18 protein-coding genes are annotated in these 18,042 nt (G+C 64.5%); 6 read left to right on the top strand and 12 right to left on the bottom strand.

What is annotated here, in order from left to right; all coding sequences use genetic code 11:
- Window positions 1-16: 16 nt before the first annotated feature.
- Together YUO_RS0115735 and YUO_RS0115730 are read right to left on the bottom strand one after the other, a co-directional pair.
- Window positions 17-433: a RidA family protein gene (locus YUO_RS0115735; RefSeq protein ID WP_028348139.1), complete on the bottom strand. Its 417-nt coding sequence runs from the start codon at window positions 431-433 to the stop codon at window positions 17-19.
- A gap of 57 nt (window positions 434-490) precedes the next feature.
- The gene (locus tag YUO_RS0115730) at window positions 491-1,759 is read right to left on the bottom strand and encodes a threonine ammonia-lyase (protein WP_051379456.1); all 1,269 of its coding nucleotides are present in this window, start codon (window positions 1,757-1,759) and stop codon (window positions 491-493) included.
- Window positions 1,760-1,920: 161 nt separating this feature from the next.
- Here YUO_RS0115730 and YUO_RS0115725 point away from each other — a divergent pair, with 161 nt between their 5' ends.
- Window positions 1,921-2,598 carry a response regulator gene (locus YUO_RS0115725; protein ID WP_028348137.1) on the top strand — a complete coding sequence of 226 codons (678 nt, stop codon included), beginning with the start codon at window positions 1,921-1,923 and terminating at the stop codon, window positions 2,596-2,598.
- A complete protein-coding gene (locus YUO_RS0115720; RefSeq protein ID WP_235782722.1) occupies window positions 2,595-4,541 on the top strand; it encodes a sensor histidine kinase in 1,947 nt (648 codons plus the stop codon). Before YUO_RS0115725 ends, YUO_RS0115720 begins: the two co-directional genes overlap by 4 nt.
- Before the next feature lie 97 nt (window positions 4,542-4,638).
- Here the strand turns inward: YUO_RS0115720 and YUO_RS0115715 are convergent, their stop codons facing one another.
- Window positions 4,639-4,944 carry a hypothetical protein gene (locus tag YUO_RS0115715; protein WP_028348135.1) on the bottom strand — a complete coding sequence of 102 codons (306 nt, stop codon included), beginning with the start codon at window positions 4,942-4,944 and terminating at the stop codon, window positions 4,639-4,641.
- Window positions 4,945-5,184: 240 nt separating this feature from the next.
- Here YUO_RS0115715 and YUO_RS0115710 point away from each other — a divergent pair, with 240 nt between their 5' ends.
- Complete coding sequence (locus YUO_RS0115710; RefSeq protein WP_235782721.1) at window positions 5,185-5,427, top strand: cysteine rich repeat-containing protein; 243 nt, start codon at window positions 5,185-5,187, stop codon at window positions 5,425-5,427.
- Between the two features lie 150 nt (window positions 5,428-5,577).
- On the opposite strand, the gene YUO_RS0115705 is transcribed toward YUO_RS0115710, so the two are convergent.
- The 3 genes from YUO_RS0115705 to YUO_RS0115695 all read right to left on the bottom strand — a co-directional run bounded on the left by YUO_RS0115705 (window position 5,578) and on the right by YUO_RS0115695 (window position 7,487).
- A complete protein-coding gene (locus tag YUO_RS0115705; protein ID WP_028348133.1) occupies window positions 5,578-6,279 on the bottom strand; it encodes a hypothetical protein in 702 nt (233 codons plus the stop codon).
- 124 nt (window positions 6,280-6,403) lie between these two features.
- The gene (locus tag YUO_RS0115700; protein WP_028348132.1) at window positions 6,404-7,111 is read right to left on the bottom strand and encodes a hypothetical protein; all 708 of its coding nucleotides are present in this window, start codon (window positions 7,109-7,111) and stop codon (window positions 6,404-6,406) included.
- A gap of 130 nt (window positions 7,112-7,241) precedes the next feature.
- A complete protein-coding gene (locus tag YUO_RS0115695; protein WP_028348131.1) occupies window positions 7,242-7,487 on the bottom strand; it encodes a hypothetical protein in 246 nt (81 codons plus the stop codon).
- Window positions 7,488-7,637: 150 nt separating this feature from the next.
- Here YUO_RS0115695 and YUO_RS0115690 point away from each other — a divergent pair, with 150 nt between their 5' ends.
- Window positions 7,638-8,288, top strand: a complete 651-nt coding sequence (locus tag YUO_RS0115690; protein ID WP_028348130.1) for a hypothetical protein — start codon at window positions 7,638-7,640, stop codon at window positions 8,286-8,288.
- On the opposite strand, the gene YUO_RS0115685 is transcribed toward YUO_RS0115690, so the two are convergent.
- On the bottom strand, window positions 8,285-9,193 hold the full coding sequence (locus YUO_RS0115685; RefSeq protein ID WP_028348129.1) for a DMT family transporter: 909 nt from the start codon (window positions 9,191-9,193) through the stop codon (window positions 8,285-8,287). The two genes, YUO_RS0115690 and YUO_RS0115685, sit on opposite strands and share 4 nt — an antisense overlap.
- 86 nt (window positions 9,194-9,279) lie before the next feature.
- Between YUO_RS0115685 and pdxR the strand changes: the two genes are divergently transcribed.
- Window positions 9,280-10,731 carry a MocR-like pyridoxine biosynthesis transcription factor PdxR gene (gene pdxR, locus YUO_RS0115680; RefSeq protein WP_035726856.1) on the top strand — a complete coding sequence of 484 codons (1,452 nt, stop codon included), beginning with the start codon at window positions 9,280-9,282 and terminating at the stop codon, window positions 10,729-10,731.
- Window positions 10,732-10,758: 27 nt separating this feature from the next.
- Here pdxR and YUO_RS0115675 read toward each other — a convergent pair whose 3' ends face one another.
- Window positions 10,759-13,098, bottom strand: coding sequence for a mechanosensitive ion channel domain-containing protein (locus YUO_RS0115675; RefSeq protein ID WP_028348127.1), 2,340 nt, complete (start codon window positions 13,096-13,098; stop codon window positions 10,759-10,761).
- Window positions 13,099-13,312: 214 nt separating this feature from the next.
- Window positions 13,313-14,293: an NAD(P)H-dependent flavin oxidoreductase gene (locus tag YUO_RS0115670; RefSeq protein ID WP_028348126.1), complete on the bottom strand. Its 981-nt coding sequence runs from the start codon at window positions 14,291-14,293 to the stop codon at window positions 13,313-13,315.
- A gap of 93 nt (window positions 14,294-14,386) precedes the next feature.
- On the opposite strand from YUO_RS0115670, the gene YUO_RS0115665 reads away from it, so the two are divergent.
- Window positions 14,387-15,949, top strand: a complete 1,563-nt coding sequence (locus tag YUO_RS0115665; protein WP_028348125.1) for an AMP-binding protein — start codon at window positions 14,387-14,389, stop codon at window positions 15,947-15,949.
- Window positions 15,950-15,980: 31 nt separating this feature from the next.
- On the opposite strand, the gene minE is transcribed toward YUO_RS0115665, so the two are convergent.
- Genes minE through minC form a run of 3 tightly spaced genes read right to left on the bottom strand, consistent with a single transcriptional unit; the run spans window position 15,981 to window position 17,804 of the window.
- Window positions 15,981-16,274 (bottom strand): cell division topological specificity factor MinE, encoded by a 294-nt coding sequence (gene minE, locus YUO_RS0115660; protein WP_028348124.1) that lies wholly within the window; start codon window positions 16,272-16,274, stop codon window positions 15,981-15,983.
- Window positions 16,271-17,086, bottom strand: coding sequence for a septum site-determining protein MinD (gene minD, locus YUO_RS0115655; RefSeq protein WP_028348123.1), 816 nt, complete (start codon window positions 17,084-17,086; stop codon window positions 16,271-16,273). The genes minE and minD overlap by 4 nt, the downstream gene beginning before the upstream one ends.
- Before the next feature lie 19 nt (window positions 17,087-17,105).
- Entirely contained in the window at window positions 17,106-17,804 is a 699-nt protein-coding gene (minC, locus tag YUO_RS0115650; protein ID WP_028348122.1) for a septum site-determining protein MinC, read from the bottom strand.
- Window positions 17,805-18,042: the final 238 nt, after the last annotated feature.

The following is an 18,042-nucleotide window of genomic DNA, read 5'->3' as shown; positions in this document are numbered from 1 at the left end:
AAGGCCGTTTTGCCATCTACTCTCGTGCAAGGAAAACCACGGAAGGTTCTACCTCGACGAGGAATTCATCGTTGGCGAGGCTCGCCACCCCAATCCAAGTTGCACACGGTGGATTGTCGCCGAACGTCGCCTTGAGAGCGCCACTGATTGCGTCGCTTTCATGCATGTGGCTTTGCTTGATGTAGAGGCGTAACGCACCGACCTGATCGAGTCTCGCGCCGGCCGATGCCAGTGCGACAGCAAGGTTTTCAAGGCTCTTCTGGAGTTGGCGACCGACATCGCCAGCACCGACGATGTTTCGATCTGCATCCCAAGCAACTTGACCAGATACGTGTACAGCGTTGCCGACAGGTGTCGGGATGACTGCTATCTGCGCAAAACCGTAGCGCCGGCTGTCAAAGAGTTCGGAAGAAACGTGTACTGATCGGGTCATTGCGGCTCCTGCTTGTGGCTCTTCTCGGGCGACATGCTTTGCTCGAAAACGCGACGCTCACCGCCGTCCCGGCAGCCACGCGACAAACCCCGCCTCGCCGAGCCGCTTCATCACATCATCCAGATGCACGCGATCCCGCGTTTCGATGACGACTTCGAGCAGGGTGCCCTTGGCGGGCAGATCGGAGAACGTGCGCTGGTGTGAGACTTCGATGATGTTGGCGCCGGCTTCGGCGAGTAGCGCCGAGACGGCGGCGAGCTGGCCGGGCCGGTCGACGATGTCGATCGCGATCTGGGTCAGCCGGCCCTCGCGCGCGAGCTCGCGGGTCAGCACGGAAGCGATCAGCCGTGTGTCGATGTTGCCGCCGGTTAGCACAAGGCCGACATTGCGGCCGGAAAAACGCTCCGACGTGGCCAGCACCGCGGCAAGGCCGGCCGCGCCGGCGCCCTCGACCACGGTCTTTTCGATCGCGATCAGCATCGTCACCGCGCGCTCGATCTGGTCCTCGGTGACGAGCACGATGTCGTCGACGAGATGGCGGATGATCTCGGTGGTGATCCGGCCCGGCACCTTCACCGCAATACCCTCAGCGAGTGTATCGCCGCGCATCGGCAGATGATCGCCGCGGATGGCGTTGTACATCGAAGGATAGAGCTGCGCCTGTACGCCTATGATCTGCAGATCCGGCTTCAGCGATTTGGCCGCAACCGCCATGCCGGAGATCAGCCCGCCACCGCCGATCGGAACCACCAGCGTATCGAGCTGCGGCGCCGCCCGCAGCATTTCGACCGCGATGGTGCCCTGCCCCGCAATGATCAAGGGATCATCGTAAGGGTGAATCATGATCATGCCGTGCGCCTCGCCATGCGTGCGCGCAAATTCGCCGGCCTCTTCCAGTGTCTTGCCGGAGATGATCGTGTTCGCGCCGTGACGCCGCGTGTTCTCGATCTTCACCATCGGGGTGCCGATCGGCATCACGATGGCTGCGGGAATGCCGAGCCGGCTCGCATGATAAGCCACGCCCTGCGCGTGATTGCCGGCTGACATCGCGATCACGCCGCGCCGCCGCTCCTCCGGCGACAGCGCCAGCAGCCGGTTGAGCGCGCCACGCTCCTTGAAGGTCGAGGTGAACTGCAGGTTCTCGAATTTGAGCCAAAGGTTGCAGCCGCAGATCTCGCTCAGCGTCCGGCTCTGGTCGCATTCGGTAACGAGGACCGCCCCGGCAATGGACGCGCCCGCGGCCGTGATGTCCTCCGGTATGACGGCAAGGCGGGCGGGTTCGGAACCGACTTTCGTCGGCGGTACATTTTTAGGAGGATTCGGCATTTCGGTGGCCTCGTTGAGAGGCAATCGTATAGGCCTTTTCCGCTCCTTTCGCCTCCCTCGAATCTCGTAAAAATCCCGCCCCATGAACATGGGTGTCGCAAAAAACTGCCACGGGGTTACACTTGCGCGGGCTGCAGGGACAAAGCAGCCGGAGTTTTCAGATGAATTCATTGAGCGACGGGCCCAAGGCGGAAGCCATCACGGTCGTGCTGGTCGAGGACGACGCGCCGACGCTGTGGCGGCTGCAGGACGCGCTCGCCAAGGCCGGGTATCAGGTCAGGGCCGCCGGCACGCTCGCGGAAGCCCGCGCCTGTCTCGCGCAAGGCGCGCCAAAGGTGCTGCTGACCGATCTTCAGTTGCCGGACGGCCATGGCGTCGACCTGATCCGCGAGACCCGCCGGCGCTTTCCCGATACCGAGATCATGGTGATCTCTATCCTGGGCGACGAAGAAAGCGTGATTTCGGCGATCACCGTCGGCGCGACGGGCTATCTGCTCAAGGACGCGTTCCCGACCGACATCGCCGCCACCGTGCGCGATCTTGTCGCCGGCCATTCGCCGATCTCGGCCTCGATCGCGCGTTTCATCGTGCGCCGGACCCAGAGCACGCCGGAGCCACCGCCAGGCCCAGCACTCAACACCACCAAACTGACGCCGCGCGAAATCGACATTCTCTGGGGCATCGCCAAGGGCTTCAGCTATGCCGAGATCGCCAGCCATCTCGGCCTGTCGCGTCAGACCGTGCCCGGGCATATCAAGAGCATCTATCGCAAGCTCGAAGTTCATACCCGGGGCGAGGCGGTGTTCGAGGCGGTCCAGCAGGGCTTGATCAAGTTGTGAACGATCACGGCGACGACGTGCAACCGGAGCTGCGCGGCCGCGCGCGGCGCCGGCTGCGATCGTCCCGTCTCATCCAGTATCTGCTGCTGCAGGCGGCGATCACCGTCGCCGGCGTCGCGGTGCTTCTGCAATCGCTGCCTGGACCTCCAACGCAGTATCAGGTGACGGCCTTTCAGCTCACCGAAGCCGGCGCCGAGCGGGCGGTGACGCTGCCGTACTTCTCACCGTTGCGGAATGCGATGAACGATCCGCCCCGCTTCAGGGGACACTTCGTGCGCCCGGCCGGCGAGGCCTCGCGGGCATGGTCGGTGTTCCTGCCGCGCTTCACCAACGGGGTCGAGGTCACCGTCAACGATGTCGTGATCCTCGATAGCCGGCGCGATCCTGCCGCCAACCGCCCCGACCGCAACACGCCGGCGATTGCGGTGATCCCCGCTTCCGTGCTGCGAGATGGCGACAACGCCATCTCGATCCGGCTGTTCATCTGGGGTCCGATCACCGGCTTTCTCGATCGCATCTGGGTCGGCCCGGATGAAGCGTTGCGCCCGACGTATAATCTCAGAACGCTGGTGTTCGTGACGTTGCCGGTGGTGTTCTCATCCTGGCAGGCGATTCTGGCGGTGATCCTCGGCATCATGTGGGTGATGCGTCGCCACGAGCCGGCCTACGGCGTTCTGGCGGCGGCGATGGCCGTGGGTGTCGGCCAGGCGTTCCTGCAAACGCCGATGGATGAGACGCCGTTTTCCAGATTCAATGTGATCCTGATTTCCTCCGCGCCGATCGAAAGCGCACTGGTGCTGGTCTTTGCGCTGCTGCTCTCGGGCTGGAAGTGGCAGCGCTACGCCTGGATCATCTTCATTCCGGGCATCGCCTTGGCGCTGGCCGGCCTGTTCGGAAATCAGGCGCTGGTGCGCGCCCTCTTCCTGATTCTCGCCGTACCGATGGTCGGTATCTCCCTTCTCATCATGGCCGTCGTTACTGCGCGATCGGCGCTGCAACGGCAGAACGTCGCGAGCTTCCTGCTCGGCTGCGCGGTCACGATCATGCTGACCTGCTGGATCGTCGACCTGCTCTCGGTGTTTCAGATGATGCCCAACCGCATCTTCACCGCGCGGCTGTCTTATTCGGCGATGCTGGTCGCGATCGGCGCGGGGCTCACCTGGCGGTTCGCCCGGGCGCTGAACCAGGTCGATGGCTTTGCCGGCCGCCTCGTCACCCAGGTGCGCGAGGCGGAGGAGAAGCTGAAGGCCAGTTTCGCCCGCGAGGAGGAGCGCGCCCGCGCCGCGGCGCTGGCGCGGGAGCGCACGCGGCTGATGCGCGACCTGCATGACGGGCTCGGCGGCCAACTCGTCAGCATCGTGGCGCTCAGCGAGCGCGGCAATGGCAGCGCGGGGATCGGCGATGCGGCGCGCGCTGCGCTAAAGGATCTGCGCCTCGTCATCGACTCCATGGACGACATCGGCGGCGATTTGATGCTGGCGCTGGGCTCATGGCGCGAACGCGCCATGGCGCAGCTTCGCCCGCATGACATCGCGCTGGACTGGCGCGCGGTCACGGCGCAGGGCCTGCCGGTTCATCCCGAGTTGCGGCCATGGCACGTCATCCAGATCGTGCGGCTGTTGGATGAAGCGGTGACCAATGCGGTCAAGCACGCCGAGGCGCGGCGCATTACGGTGAGGATCGAGACGCTGGTGGACGCCGACGGCCTCGAGCGCGGCTGCATCACCGTCGAGGATGACGGCAGGGGGTTTGAGATCGCGCCTGACGGCGGAGCCGCCGGAGCTGCGAAAACGGCGCGCGGCCTGCGCAACATGCGAAGCCGCGCCGCGCGCTGTGGCGCGGAGCTGGAACTGAGCTCCAGCGCCCAAGGGACCCACAAAGGTACACGCGTGAGGCTGACCTTGCCCCACCGCTTTCCCGACAGCGACGGCGCTGCCGGTTAGCATGCACATTTTCAGTTTACGCCTTTTCTTTACGCGAACCGGTGCCCACCCCCAGAGATCGAGTCCGAGGGCATGCTTCGCCTGAAAGCGCCTTGCTTCAGCGGCGGCCGACGCGGTTGACCGGGCCACCGCGGTTCATCGGCGTGCCGGGACGAACACCGACGCCCCGAGCTCCGACGCCCACAGCGCCGACGCCGACACGGGCAACGCCCACGGCCGGTGTCACGACCGCAGCCGCCGCGACCGGCGTCGGGCGCGCGACGCAGCCCTTCGGCACGCCAACCGTCTTGCAATAAACCACTGCAGCCTGGGCAGAGCCTACGCCGCCGACTGCAAAGGAAGCCACGGCCGAAAACGCCGCGAGCATCAGACCTGCGCTCAGCCAACCTGTCTTCTTCAACATGTGTCATCTCTCCCGAATTGGGCGTGCAGCTCTTTGCGATGTGCCGATCGGTCACCGCAGCCGACGCGAGATGTACATGGTCTATCGAGATGCCCGGCAACATCCCATGAAAATGGTGTGGGTGCGCGCGGGGTGATTTACGGCCCGCTTCCGACGCCATGAACATGGCATGGACCGCGGGCGCAACCTCGACGAGTTTTCGCGCGCTTTCAATCTCCCATTCTCGTCAAAAGGTGATCCATGATGAAATCCATTCATGTCGTGGCCGCGGCCACTGCGCTGATCCTGTCGCTCGGCGCCGGCTCGCTGGCTCAGGCGCAATCCGGCCCCACTCCCCAGGAGCAAATGGCCTGCCGCTCGGATGCCGGAAAATTCTGTGCCGAGCATATCGGCAAGCCGCCGCAGATGAATGCCTGCCTGAAAGCGAACAAGACGAAGCTGTCGGACGGCTGCCGCAAGGTGGTGGAATCGCGCGGCGGCTAGCTGAGACGTAGCGTTTGATTTGATTGAAGCGGCGCGATCGGGCCTGCGTTCCCCGGATGCTGCGCAGCGCCATCAGCGCGTTCACGCGCGTCTTCGACGCGGTGCAGCGCCACGCGCTACACCGCGTCCGGGACACGCATGCCCGATCGATCAATCCTGATCGAACAACCTGATGCGCGGCATTTCAATCCGTGCCGGCTCGCCAGCGAACGCTTCTTCGCGGATGATGATGCGCTGCGGCTCGGTCGCTTCCCGGACCTGCGTCTCGACCGCCTCGAGGTCCTGCTCGCGGGGCTGCTGGAAACGGCGCTTGTCGGCCCAGCGCTGACGCCGCTCGGCGCGTCGCTGTCCGGCGGCAGCCCGTTTGAGATCGGCATCACGCGCCTTGGCAAACGCCTCCTGGGGCGCAGCCGCCTTCTCCGGCGCAGCAGTCTTTTCGCTGGCCTGTTCGGCGGGCTTCGAGGGTTTCGGCGGTGGCGTTACAGGTTGAGCGGCCGCTGCGTTATTGGCCGTCTTCTCTTCGGTGGAAGCATTATTGGCGGACGGCGCTGCCGCCGTTTGCGGCTGTGGTGGCGTTGGCGGCTGTGGCTGCGTCTGTTGGGGCTGCGTTTGCGGCTGCTCGTGGGCGGGCGCGGTGTTGGCCGCAGCCACCGTCGCCGCGACATAGGGCACCGGCTCCGATGGCTCCGTCGAGACGGGTATCGGCTCCGCTGACATCCGGCGTTCCAGTTTCGAGAGCATCTGCGTCGGCGGGCTGACGATGTTGGCAGCCAGATATCCACCGCCAAGACCGGCGGCGACCGCGACGACCACGGTTCCTGCCCCCGCAAAAAAGGCGGTTGATGCGCGCATCGGCAAACTCCCTCATCGACGCGGGCAACGCGTGGGGTAGGGCGATGTTCCGGTGCGGCGCCGTGTGTGTGTGTGTGTGTAGGAGTTCTGTGTAAGGGTCGGAACCAGCGGCGCAGAGCGCCACTCAGATCATTGCGGCGACTTTTTCCAGCCCGATGATGCGGGCAAGCGAGCGCACTTCGCTCTTCTGGTCCTCACGCAACTGGAATAGCAGCGGCATCGCCGCCGATTTCAATTGCTGGACTTCTGCGGACTCTGGATCGATCGGCACGCCCGTCGCATTCGGGTTGGCCTGGCGGCCCGCATGAATCTTGCGGGCGACAGCACGCAGCGCAGTCTCCACCGGCGGCCAGTAGTACTCCTGCGACGCCGTCAGTTTCAGGCGGTCCTTGATGCCGGCGATCTGGCCATCGCTCAACAGCGTGTAGCTTTTCTGCGGCTGGGGCTTGGCTGCGGCCTTGGGCTTGACGGGCGCAGGCGCCTGCACCGGCGCCGTGCTCGGCGCGGCGGTGGACGTCGTGGGCGGGACGGTGGGCGCCGCGATTTCCTTCGGCATGGCCATATCGACGGGCGAGGTCGAGGCATAGGCCCGGCGCAGCGATTCGTTCAGCGCGGGATCCCTGGGCTGGGGCTCAACCGCGGCGGTGGCGTAACTTAGGACCGCCAGGCGATCCTTTTTGCCTTCCTTGTTCGAGACCGGCGCCTGGACGGAGGAAGCCGACGCCAGTTCGAACCGGGTGGCAGGCACGCTGTCGCGGCCGACAATGGCGGTGACGGCGGCGCCGGCCACGAGAAAACAGATCAGCGCGACAATCGTCATAGTCTTGGTCAAAAAGGTCTCCATTCCCGCCGACGTTTGGCCCTTTTGCCGAAAAACTGGATGATAATTGAGGCTATACGATGCCAATCGCCGCGCGGACACGGTCGAAAAGATGGGAAAAAATCCCGAAATGGCCCCGGAATCAGGCCGCTGCGGCCAATTCATAGGCCTCCTGGATATCGGCAACGATATCGGAGGCTTCCCACAGGGCGTTGGGGGCGACCTGCTGCAGGGTGACGGTCCAGTTGCACTTGCGGTTGCGCGGCATGCTGACGACGTCGAACTCGATGCCGCGGCACAGCGGATGCCGGTCGAGCGCAAACATCACCCGGCGCCGGATCTCTTCGAGAGTCGCCGGGGTTTTGGCAGAATACCGGTCGAAATCCATTCCATACCCCTTTCGATTTGCCGTCGGTCCGACCGTGGCGGCGGATCATCGTCGGGGCTATTGTTGGGGCTGATATGGTTAACGGCGCGTTAAGCCTTCGGAATGGCAAGGGCCGGAACGCGAGCAAACTGCGGAGCGGAACAGCCCGGCATGGCTGAAGCGACATCCCAGACGACGTCAGTCGCCACCGGGCCATCGGTTCGCGCCGCGCTGGTGGCGGCGATCGCGATTTCCGCCTTCACGCTGTCGATCGCGACGTTCGAACTGTCGATGGCGGATTGGCCCTCCGGCTTCGTCCTGCTTGTCGTCGTGCCGCTGGTCGCGCTGGTTTTCTTCGGCTGCATCGTGTGGTCGGCTTCGCTGCTCCCCAAGATCCGAACCAGTGGCGCGAAGTTCGCCCTCCCCTTCCTGATCTGCGCGCTGACGTTTGTCATTCTCGCCTACGCCCCGCTGCACCAGGTCGCCCTCCAGCAGAATTTCCGATGGCATCGGGCTGACCGCGAACGGATCGTGGCGCGGGTCGAAGCCGGCGAACTGAAACCTAACGTCTCCTACAACAAGAACCTGATCGCGCTCGGCGACCGCGAGCGCAATGTTTCCGTCGGCAACGACATCGTCGTCGACGAGACGGAAGAAGGCACCTATGTGCTGTTTTTGACCTCACGCGGCCTGAAGCACTATTTCACCGGCTTCCTGCACGTGCCGCCGGGCGGTGATCCCAAAGACTTCTTCGAGTTCGCCGACAAGCCGCCGAGCCGGCTCGAGCGCTATGACGAGAATTGGTATTTCGTGGCGAACTAGGCCGTCTTTTCTCGAAGCGAGCCGCCGGCGATGGTGCCGAGCGCGATGCCGCCGATGATCAGCGCCATCGCCAGAAACAGCGACGGCTCGAGCGGCTCGTTCAGGATGGCGGTGGCGCTGACGATGCCGAGCAGTGGCGTCGCGAGCAGGCACAGCGAGGTGGTGACTGCCGGCAGGCTGCGGTTCACCATGGTCATCGCCCAGTTGGCGAATGCGGTGCAGACGATAGCGCTATAGAGCATCAGGCCGGCGAGACGCGCCGTCCACGCGATACGTGGCAGGCCTTCCACGAGCCACGCGATGGTCGACAGCAGCGCCGCCGCCAGCAACACCTGCCAGAACACGAGTTGGAAGGGTGTCGAGATCCATTTGTGCGCGCGGACGTAGACGATGTTGCCGGCCCAGCAGAACGCGGCAATCAGAATCAGGCCGCTGCCGAACAGCGCGTTGCGGTCACCCCAGTTCAGCGTCTGCGGATTGAAGATGACCGCGAGGCCCGCCAGGCCGCAGCCGATACCGATCGCGCGCCGGCGCGTGATATGCTCCGACAGAAACATGGCTGCCCCGATCGCGACCCATAGCGGCGTCGTATAGCCGAGCACGATCGCCCTACCGGCCGGCACGAATTGCAGCCCGGCCGCCACCAGCGCGGAAAACGCCACCAGATGCAGGATCGAGGTGCAGAACACGACCGGCAGATCGCCGCGCTTCGGAACGATGAACGTCCCCTGCGCCCACAACATCGGCGCCAGCGTCGCGGCGGCGATCACGCAACGCAGTGCCGTCGCCCATAGCGGGGACACGTCATGCACGACCACCTTCGTCACCGGCCAGTTGGTCCCCCACGCCAACACGACGCCGGCAAGCAACGCCGCCGCGCTGCGGGTTGAAAGTCCACTGGCCATCTCGAACTGGTCCCGTCATGAGTCGATCGGCGTTGCCTAGCCTTTCAACTGGCTCTAATGAAAGAACCAGTTTTGACGATTTGCTGGTGCCAGTTGTGGACGACCTGCTTCCTGGAATGCTGCATCTGGCGCGCGACAGCGGCGCGACGCTAACGCGCCAGCTCACCGACCAGTTGCGGCATCTCATCACGGAAGGACGCCTCGCGCCTGGCCAGCGCCTGCCCTCGAGCCGGCAACTGGCGCAATCGCTCGCCCTCTCACGCAACACCGTCTCGTTTGCGATCGAACAATTGGCCGCGGAAGGCTATCTCTCGCTCTCCGCCGGACGCCGTCCGGTGGTCGCCGAAGGCCTGTCGCTCGATCGCCGCAAGATGTCGCCGCGAAGCAGCCGGGCCGGAAGCGAGCGGATAGGCCTATCGTCCTGGGCGCGCGGCCTGCAGCGGGCGGGCTGGCCGCCTGTTCATGACGGGCGGCCGCGACCGTTTCAGCCCGGGCTGGCGGACGAGCGCGAGTTTCCGCACGATGTGTGGAGCCGCTGCCTGCGGCGCGCGGCGCGAACCGCACCGCTACGCCGCGACCGGCCCATCAACCATCGACCGCTGCAAGAAGCGCTGCTCGGGCATCTCGTGGTTCATCGCGGAATCAAAGCCAAGGCCGATCAGATATTGATCGTGCCGACGGCGCAATCCGGCCTGACGCTGATCGCAGATGCGCTGCTCGAGCGCGGCGATCACGCCTGGATCGAAAGCCCGGGCTATGGCGGCGCCAACGTCGCATTGCATGCCGCCGGCGCGATCGTTTCCGCCATACCGCTCGATGCACAAGGCATGGCCGTCCCATCCCGCAAGGAGGCGCCGCGGCTGATCTTCGTCACGCCGTCGCATCAATATCCGACCGGGCGGCTGATGCCGATCGGCCGCCGCCTCGAACTGCTGCGTTTCGCCGAAGCCACGGGCGCCTGCATCATCGAGGACGACTACGACGGCGAATTTCACTATGAGGCCCGCCCGGTGGCCGCCCTGCAGGGGCTCGCAACGTCGCCGCGCGTGTTTTATCTCGGCACGTTTTCGAAGGCGACGTATGCGGACATTCGCTTCGGTTACCTTGTCGTCCCGGAAGCGCTGATTGGTCACTTCGAGCTGGCGCAGCGCCACATGGGAATGCTGACGTCAATCGCCATGCAGGATGCGCTGGCCGAGTTCATCGCATCCGGCGCCTATCTCGGCCACATCAGAAGGATGACGCGCCTCTACAAGGGCCGGCGCGACCGCATGCTGCAGGCGCTTGCCGCTGCAGCCGGCGACTGTCTCGCGATCGAAGCGCCGGCCGGCGGCATGCAATTGCTGGCAAGGTGCAGCAGACCGGCAAACGACCGGCAATTGTCGGCGCGCCTGCTTGACGCCGACGTCGCCAGCCGGCCTCTATCGAGCATGCTGTATCACAAGACCGATGAGCAGGGCCTGTTTCTCGGCTTTGCGGCATGGAATGAAAAAGAGATCGATCAGGCGGCGCGCATCCTTGGTCGAATCCTGCGTTGACACGCGCTGAGGACATTGCGTGACGAACTAGCCTGCCGCCCGCCTGGGCTTCGCATTCGCGGCGGCAGCGGCGGGCGCCGGAACCTGCATCAGAATGGTTTGGCTAGCGGGCGCGATTTCCACGCCGCACTCCTGGAATCGCCGCTTCATGCGGCGGTTGAATTCCCGCTGCACCGGCCAGCGGCCGGCGTCGCTGCAGCGGATCTGGCCGACGATCGAAGCCATCGAGCCGTCTACCTTGTCGACGCCCCAGAGTTCGAGATCGCCGCGGATCAGGTGCTGGAATTCGGGCTCGCGGCGCATTTCGGCTACGATGTCCTTCAGGATCTGGCCGGCTCGGTCGGTGTCTTCCTTGTAGGCCACGTTGACGCTGACGGCTGCATTGCCGGCGCCGCGGCTTGAATTGGTGATCGTCGTCACCGCACTGAACGGCACGATGTGCACGGAGCCGTCGCCGGCGCGCAGGCGAAGGGTGCGGATCGAAACATTTTCCACGACCCCTGACAGGCCCGACAGCGTGACAGTGTCGCCGACTTGCACCGTGTTCTCGATCAGGAGAAACAGCCCGGTAATGAGGTCCTGCACCAGTTTCTGCGAGCCGAAGCCGATGGCGATACCGACGATACCGGCGCCGGCGAGCAGCGGCGCGACATTGACGCCGATCTCGCTGAGCGCCGTGAGGCCAACGACGACGACGATGAGGCACAACAGTGCCGTTCGCAGCATCGGCTGAAACGTGCGCAGCCGCGCCGCGCGGGCGTAGTGACCGTCGCGCGACAATGCGGTTACCTTGCGGTCCAGCAACGCGTTGCTGATTTCCCAGATCGCCGCAGCAGCGAGTGCTGCAATGCCGACGGTAACCACCGCCGACAACAGCCGGCTGCCGATCTGGCCGCCGTAGAACCAGACGATGGCGTCGATGCCCCAGACTTCCAGCAGCGCGACAAAGCCGATGAAGGCGATCGCGGCCGAGATGACGTTGCGCAACAGCGGCAGATAGCGGTTGGCGCGGTTCTCCAAGCCCGGAAAGCGGCGCAGCAGATCCGGGCTGATGCGGAAGCCACGATCGATCAAGCTCAGCACCAGCATGGTGGAAAGACGCACGATCAGCGCAACCGCGACGGTGCCGACGAAATATTGCAGCAGCAGCGCGTAACCGTTGCGGATGTTGAGCGCCCACACTGCCCACAAGGCGAGGTCGAGCGCGATCGCAAGATAGTGCCACAGACCGGCGACGCGGTTGCGCACCCTGGCGGCTGTGCCGTCGCGGCCGGCCGGCGCGCGAATAGCATCCGCAACTTGGCGGCGGCACTGCAGGATGATGACGACAATGAAGAGATGGACGACCAGCATCACCAGGCGCAGCAACGCCATGTAGCCGCCGCGATGCAAGCCCAACAGCAACGCCACATTGGCGAAGGCAATGCCCGAGACACCGACGGTGACGATGCGCCGCGCCCAGATCTCGATATAGGCTGCGGTCTCGGCGCGAACGCGAAACAGGCCGAAAGGTCCGGCCAACGCCCGTACCACGCAGATCAGCCCGCGCGTCAGTGCATAGGCGTTCACCACCGCGAGGATCACGAGCCGGGTGGTTGCGAGATCGCCGATCCCGGTTCCCAGCAACGTCGTGGCGGTACCAATAAAGACAAGCACCGGGAACAATTCGAGCGCGAGCCGTCCTAGCACGAAGGGCAACCTGACCATCGACTGCCAGGTGCGCGCCAGACTGAGGCGGCGCCGATGCAGCTCGGGCGCGGCCGTGACGTCAGCCACGGAGGATGGCGGATCGGCCACCGCCAAAGTCGGCACCGGCGCGCGCGCCGCTTGCGGCAGGCGCGCTTCCAACAGCGCCACCGGGCGCTTGATCAGGCGGAAAACCAGCCACTCGGCAGCGAGGGCGCAAAGAAACACCAGCGCCAGTTTCCACGCGATGTCGAACAACTGGTGATAGGCGGACGGATCGTTGGCGGTCCGCACGAACCAGTAATAGAACGCCCGAAAGTCCGTCAGCGTCCGAGCCACATCGGCGACCTCGCGCGAGATCTCGCCGACCCGCTCGGATACCGTCAGCAGGAGCTGTGCGCCGAGGCTGTCGGCGGTGAGCGGCATCGCGGATTGCTGTTCGGGCGCGGGAGCCGCGCCTTGCGGTGGCGGCGAGGCATTGGCGATCGCACGTAGCGTCTCGATGACTTGCGCGCGCTTCTTGTCATCTGAAAGCGTATCGAGCGCCCGCTTCGCCTGATCGGGCGTCAGGACGTCAGCTTTATCGGTAGGGGCGGCAGGCGCAGCGCCGGGCTGCGCGACAACCGGGAAGGTAAACAGCGCGCAGATGAGCAGGATCGCGGGGAAGAGCTTGTGCGACACGAAGGCCTCGCTGAATAAAATGCGCCCGGCGGCGAAACCTGGAATCGGTCTCGCCTTCGCGCGTGCGTCATGTCGGATTGCCTGTTTTCGCCGTCATCCTGTGTCGGAAGTTTGCCAGCGCGGCGGCTTTCTCTTGGCATTTGCCGTTGGGCGCGCCCTAGCATTGCTGCATGACAAAAATGCGGTGGCTGGATTGCCGGGAACCTTTTGCGCGCTAGCTAATTTGCAGGCGCGTGGCAGCGTCCCGATATTCCGCCGCTGTGCGCGCAACCATCTCATCAACCGAAAGAATGTGCGTCACGCCCGAAACGGCATGTCCCGCACTCCAAATATCCTTCCAGCGTTTCGGGCGGTTCTCGCGCGCGCCGATGTCGATATCCTTGGCGATATCGATCGCGCCCCGCTCGGGAAGATCGTCCGGATCGAGACCGGCGGCCTCGATCGAGGGGCGCAGCATGTTGGTCTGCAGGCCCGTGAATGCCTTGGTCAGCAGGATGTCGTCGGCGCTGCTGGCGACCAGCATCTCCTTGTAGCGCGTGTCCGCCATGCTTTCCCGCGTGGCGATGAATTTGGTACCCATATAGGCGAGATCGCAGCCGAGCGCCTCGGCCGCGCGCAGGGCGTGACCATCCGCGATGCCGCCCGCCAGCACCAGGGGTCCGTCGAAGAAAGCGCGTACCGCGCGCACGAACACGAAGGGATTGAGCCAGCCGGTCTGGCCGCCCGCGCCTGCCGTTAGCAGCACCAGCCCATCGGCACCGGCAGCCGCCGCGCGCTCGGCGTGGCGGATGGATGCGACGTCGGCAAACACCAGCGCGCCGGCATCGCGCAACGGCTTCAATACCGGCGCCGGCGAGCCGACGGAGGTAATAATCATTTCCGGCCGGTGACGCAGCAGCACCTGCAGATCCTGCTCCAGCCGCGCATTGGAGCGATGCACGATCAGATTGGCGCATACAGGCGCTGCGGGCTTGCCGCTTGCATCCGAGTGCTGCTTCAGCCGGTCATCGATGTCCGTCAGCCATTGATCGAGTTGTTCGGGGCTGCGGCAATTCACGGTCGGAAACGAACCGATCACGCCGTTGCGGCAGGCAGCTACCACCAACTCGACGCCGGAGACGAGAAACATCGGCGCTGCAATCAGCGGCAGGCTGAGGCGGTCGCGAAAGCGCGCAAGAGCATCGGTTGGTTGCATCATCCAAGCTTGAGCAGTGTGCCTGTTGTGCTAGCGTTCACCCAACATTGGCACGGGCGAAGGCCAATTACAAAACAGGCAGGAGGAAGAAGGATGGGCAATCCGCTCTACGCGTTCCCGGCGGCATGCGAGCAGACCTTGCTGGCGCTGGCGCGCTACCCGGAGCGCACGGCGTTCGCCTGGCCGGGCGGATCGCTCACCTATCGCGGCGCGACCGACATGATCGGGCGCATGCAGGCCGTGTTCATGAAGCTGGGCCTTCAGCCCGGCAGCCGCGTCGCGTTTCTCACCGCCAACCGCGCCGACACCTGGTGCGCCGGCGTCGCTGCGCAGCTCTCGCGATTGGCGATCACCTGGCTGCATCCACTGGGTTCACTGGACGACCAACTGTTTCAGCTCGAGGATTCCGACGCACAGATGCTGGTGGTCGACGGCGTTACCTTCCGCGACCGCGGCGGCGAACTCGCGGCCAAAGCCACCGGCGTGAAAACGGTGTTCACGCTCGGCCCCGCCGGCTACGGCACCGACCTCTTGCAAACGATTGAAGCCGCCGGCAGCGCCACGGCACGCAGCTTTGCCGGACCCGACGACATCGCCACGCTCAATTACACCGGCGGCACCACGGGCAAATCCAAGGGCGCGCTGCGGCACCACCGGGAATATGGCGGCTGGGCCAGTGCGATCCTGGCCGATTTCGAAATTCCGGATACGCCGCGCTATCTCACCGTCGCGCCGATCAGCCATGTCGCGGGGACGAAAGTGCTGCCGACGCTGATGCGCGGCGGCACCGTGCATATGCTGAAAGGCTTTGATCCCGAAGCCGTGTTCAAGACCATCGAACGCGAGAAGATCAATTTCACGCTGTTCGTGCCGACGATTATCTACGTCATGCTGGATCATCCCTCACTCGACAAGACCGACCTCTCCTCGCTCGAACTCTTGCTGTACGGCGCGTCCGCGATGTCGCCGAGCCGGCTGGTCGAGGGCATCGAGCGAATCGGGCCGGTGTTCTCGCAGCTCTACGGCCAGACCGAATGTTATCCGGTATCCGTGCTGCGCAAGGCCGACCACGATCCCAGGACGCCGGAGCTGTTCCTGTCCTGCGGATTCCCGATCGCCGCTTGCCAGATGAAGATCCTCGACAATGACGACCGGGAAGTCGCAACCGGCGAGGCCGGCGAGATCTGCGTGCGCGGCACGCATGTGATGGCCGAATATTGGAAACGGCCCGACGCGACCGCGGAGACGCTGAAGAACGGCTGGCTGCACACCGGCGACATCGCGCGATCGGACGAACGCGGCTACATGTTCATTCTCGACCGCAAGAAGGACATGATCGTCTCCGGCGGCTTCAACATCTTTCCGCGCGAGGTCGAGGATGTCTTGTCGCAACATGCCGACGTCGCCATGGTCGCCGTGGTCGGCGTGCCCGACGACAAATGGGGCGAGGCCGTCACCGCCGTGATCGTCGCCCGCGAAGGCGCGCGACCGAATCCGGACGAGCTGATCAACCTCGTGAAGGCGAAGAAAGGCTCGGCGCACGCGCCCAAGCACATCAAGTTCGTTGGCGAGTTGCCGATGACCGGCGTCGGCAAGGTCGACAAGAAGGCGCTGAAGGCAGGCTTCTGGACCGGCCGCGAGCGGATGGTGGGGTAGCGATCAATTAGCTCGGTCGGCACCGCGCCTTTCAGCCGGCCATGCGACGTTCGGCGGGGGCCTTCTTGTCGAAATTATTGGGCACTTCGATATCGACTTCGAGCGTCGACACCGTCTTGCCACGCTCCAGCTTGACCATCACCTTGTCTGGATCGAGCGCAACGTGCTTCGATACAACAGCGAGAATCTCCTCCCGCAGCGTGACCAAAAGGTCGGATTGGCCGAGCAAGCCGCGCTCATGTGCCAGCAGAATTTGCAGCCGCTCCCGCGCGACCGGGGCGGTTGCATTGCGGCCACCGAATAGCCGCAGCAAGTTCAAGCTCATGCAGCCCTCCGTCCCAGCAGCCGGTTCATGAAGCCCTTGCGCTCGGCCGGCACGACCATCGCGACTTCCTCGCCCATCAGGCGGCGCGACGCGTCGATATAGGCACGGGCCGGCGCGCTCTCAGCGTTGTTGAGCGTCACCGGCGTGCCGACGTTGGACGCCTTCAGGACATCCTGGCTCTCGGGAATGATGCCGAGCAGAGGCGTCGCGAGGATTTCCAAGATGTCGTCGATGTTGAGCATCTCCCCGCGCGCTGCACGCGCCGGATCGTAGCGGGTGATCAGAACATGCTTTTCTACCCGCTCGCCGCGCTCCGCCCTCACCGTCTTCGAATCGAGCATGCCGATGATGCGATCGGAGTCGCGCACCGAGGACACTTCGGGATTGGTGACGATGACGGCTTCGTCGGCATAGCGCATGGCGAGTGTCGCGCCGCGCTCGATGCCGGCCGGGCTGTCGCACAGGATCCAGTCGAACCGGCTCCTGAGCTCGGCGATAACGCGGCCGACGCCCTCGTCGGTCAGCGCATCCTTGTCGCGGGTCTGCGAGGCCGGCAGCAGCCAGAGATTTTCCAGCCGCTTGTCGCGGATCAGGGCCTGCGGCAGCTTGGCGACGCCCTGCACCACGTTGATGAGGTCGAACACCACGCGGCGTTCGGCGCCCATCACCAGATCGAGGTTGCGCAGGCCGACATCGAAATCGACCACCACGACACTTTGCCCGCTCTGCGCAAGCGCCGCGCCGAGCGCGGCCGTCGAGGTGGTTTTTCCAACGCCTCCCTTGCCCGAGGTAACGACCAGGACCTTGGCCATACTTGATCTCCTTAGCCGGTTAATTCAGCGGGGTAATTTTCATGGTGTCGCCCTCCAGCCAGGCTTGCGCCGGGCGGCTGCGGAGCGCGACATCGATTTCTTCTGCGGTCTGGTAATAGCCATCGATCGCAAGCAGCTCGGCCTCGATCTTCTGGCAATAAATCCGTGCGGCTGAATTGCCGTTGACGCCGGCCATCGCGCGGCCGCGCAGCGTGCCGTAGATGTGGATCGATCCGCCGGCGACGATCTCCGCGCCCGACCCGACCGAGCCCAAAACCGTGACATCGCCTTCCATGAAAACGATGGACTGGCCCGAACGTACCGGGTTCTCCAGCAGCAGCGAGGTCGGCTTCTTCGGCTCGGGCTCCGATTTCTGCGTTGACTCGCTTCGCGTGATCACGCAGGCACGGCCGCCAGTCAGCAAGGGCGGCATGTTCGCCGCGAGGCGGTCTTCCTCCACCCCCTCGATGCCGAGGACGCGGATGTTGCGCTCGTTGAGACTGCCGACGAGATGGGCGATGGCGGAGCTTGAGAGGTCGACGGCTGAGAGATCGAGCACGATCGGCTTGCCGACGAAGTATCCGGGCGACCGCGCCAGCGTGGCGTCGATCTCGGCGAGCCATTCCACGATCGGCACGACAGGGCTGAATACGAACGCGACATAGGACCGGCCGCGCAGCCGGACCAATTGACGCGTGGGATCCGCTCGGACGTCCATGATGTTCGACTCGCCTTTCTTATTGAATGGTTAACAATCGACGAACTTGGTTAACGAGTAATTAATGTGACAACCCGCGCTACGCGCAGAAAACAGCGCAACGGGCGGCGAATCCGGCGCATTTATGGCCGATTCTTGCTGCTGAATGCAGCGAGGGCGCGGAAAAGCCTATGAAAACAGGGGTCACGTGAGTTGTAGTTAACGCGAGCTCAACTTACTTTTGTCACGTTTCCGACCT

Source organism: Bradyrhizobium murdochi, assembly GCF_000472965.1.
In the GTDB taxonomy this organism is placed as follows: Bacteria; Pseudomonadota; Alphaproteobacteria; order Rhizobiales; family Xanthobacteraceae; genus Bradyrhizobium; species Bradyrhizobium murdochi.
Note: the sequence above shows the minus strand (reverse complement) of the source record. Positions and strands in the feature narration are given on the sequence as shown.